At 74.3% G+C, this 1,818-nt stretch carries 2 protein-coding genes; both read right to left on the reverse strand.

Translation table 11 applies throughout. The features are described from left to right. The coding region (locus VR44_RS21370) for a hypothetical protein (RefSeq protein WP_045949169.1) at nucleotides 1–334 on the reverse strand (334 nt) is incomplete at its 3' end. 61 nt (nucleotides 335–395) lie between these two features. Further along, the coding region (locus VR44_RS21375; RefSeq protein ID WP_052713743.1) for a lipase family protein at nucleotides 396–1,818 on the reverse strand (1,423 nt) is incomplete at its 5' end.

The raw sequence follows: 1,818 nt of genomic DNA on the forward strand, positions 1-1,818 counted from the left end.
GGACGTGGGGGTGCAGGCCGTGCCGCCGTCCGGCCGCGTCGAGGCGGACGGCGGGGGCGAGGGCGTCCGAGGCGGCCCCCGCGGCGAGCAGCCCGGCGGTGTCGGCCGGCCCGAGCGGGACGAGGAAGGAGCCGAACGGGGTGCGCAGCCGGACGGGGCGTCCGGAACGGCTGCGGTGGAGGTGGGCGAGGACACCCCGGGCCGCACCCTCACGGGTGAGGGAGTCCAGGCCCAGGGCGCGGGCGGGGGCGTCCGCCCAGGGCAGGCGGTGGGCGAGCATGGCCGCGCTGAACACCGCGTTCTCCAGCGGCCAGGCGGTGGCGGGGGTGGTCATCGGGGGGCGTTCTCCCTCGGGTCACACAGGGGCACGGACGGGGGCACGGGCGCGGGGCGGGTCACCTGTCGCGCAGCATGTAGGGCTGGTTGGCGGTGATCTCACCGTCGTAACGGCGGATCAGGTCGTTGATCCGTTCCCGGTGATGGCCCAGTTCGCCGCGCAGGCTGTCGGAGTAGGCCTGCGGGGCGTGCGAGAGCGGGTAGTCGTACGACTCGTCGAGCCAGGCCAGTTCCACCCAGTCGTCCGGGATGTCGTTCGGGGAGGCCGGGCCGCGGCCGTCCAGCGTAGGGATCACGTCGTGCTTGTTGACCAGGCTGACGACCCGGGTGGTGTGGTCGGCGGGCCGCTTGTTGTCGATCGGGGAGCCCAGTGTGACCACGTGGGTGATCCGGTACTCGGAGGCGACGTCCACGTCGGCGGCGAGGTTCATCGCGGTCAGGCCGCCGAGGCTGTGGCCGACCAGCATCAGCTCCGACCCGGCCGGCACGCCGGCCCGGAGCAGCAGCTTCTTCACCGCCCGGGTGTAGGTGGTGTCGGTGCGCAGCAGGCCGTCGAAGGCGCCGATGAGGTCCTGCGGGGTGCTGTTGCTGAGCAGGGCGAAGCTGGTTCCGGGGAGCAGCACGACGTGGCGTACGGCGCCGTCCGCGCAGGAGACGCGGCGCAGCAGGACCAGGCCGTGGTTGCCGAGGGCGCCGATGTCGTTGATGTAGCTGACGATGTCGTTGCCGGAGGTGCCGAGGACCTTGGCGAGGATCGGGTCCGGCTCGGCGCGTTCGGCGCGGCCGGGGCCGGGGTTGAGGTACTTGAGGAGGGAGCTGGGCAGGCCGAGGAACGGGTCGGTGGTGGGGACTCCGCCCGCGAGGGTGACCCAGGAGAACTCGTCGTTCACGGGGTTCTCGTCCAACAGCCCGGTCAGTGCGAGGAGTTCCATGATGACGGGGCTGACGGTGGTGAGGGCCCGGGTGATGCCGAGCCGTTCCACCAGGGCGTGCAGGGCGCGGGCGGCCTCCAGGCGGTCGCCGGCGACGAGGGCGCCGGTGAGACGGCGGGCGTGGGGGGAGTCCAGGTTGGGGTGGGTGACGGTGGCGGCCTCGATGCGCAGGGCGAACGCGTCCACCGCCATGGCGACGGCCGCGGGCCGGCGGCGGGTCACGTTGCCCGCGATCCGGGCGAGTTCTCCGACGACGCCGCCGTTGGCCCCGAAGCCGAGGCCGGCCGGGTCGGTCAGGGCGCGTACGCAGGACAGTGCCGTGCCCAGGGCCCAGGTGGGGCGGCGCAGGGCCTGGAGGGCGGAGCCCGCGCCGGTCAGCGCTTCGGTGAGGCCGGCTCCGGCCCGCTTCGCGGCGAGGGCGGCGTCGGCGAGGAGTACGGAGGCCGCGATGAGGAGTTCGGTGTCGGAGCGGCCGGTGCCGGTACGGTCCGTATCGGTACGGGCGACGACGGGGTCGGCGGCGGCCGGTGGCGGACCCGGCCGCGCGGGA

Source organism: Streptomyces katrae (assembly GCF_000966975.1).
Classification (GTDB): Bacteria; Actinomycetota; Actinomycetes; order Streptomycetales; family Streptomycetaceae; genus Streptomyces; species Streptomyces katrae.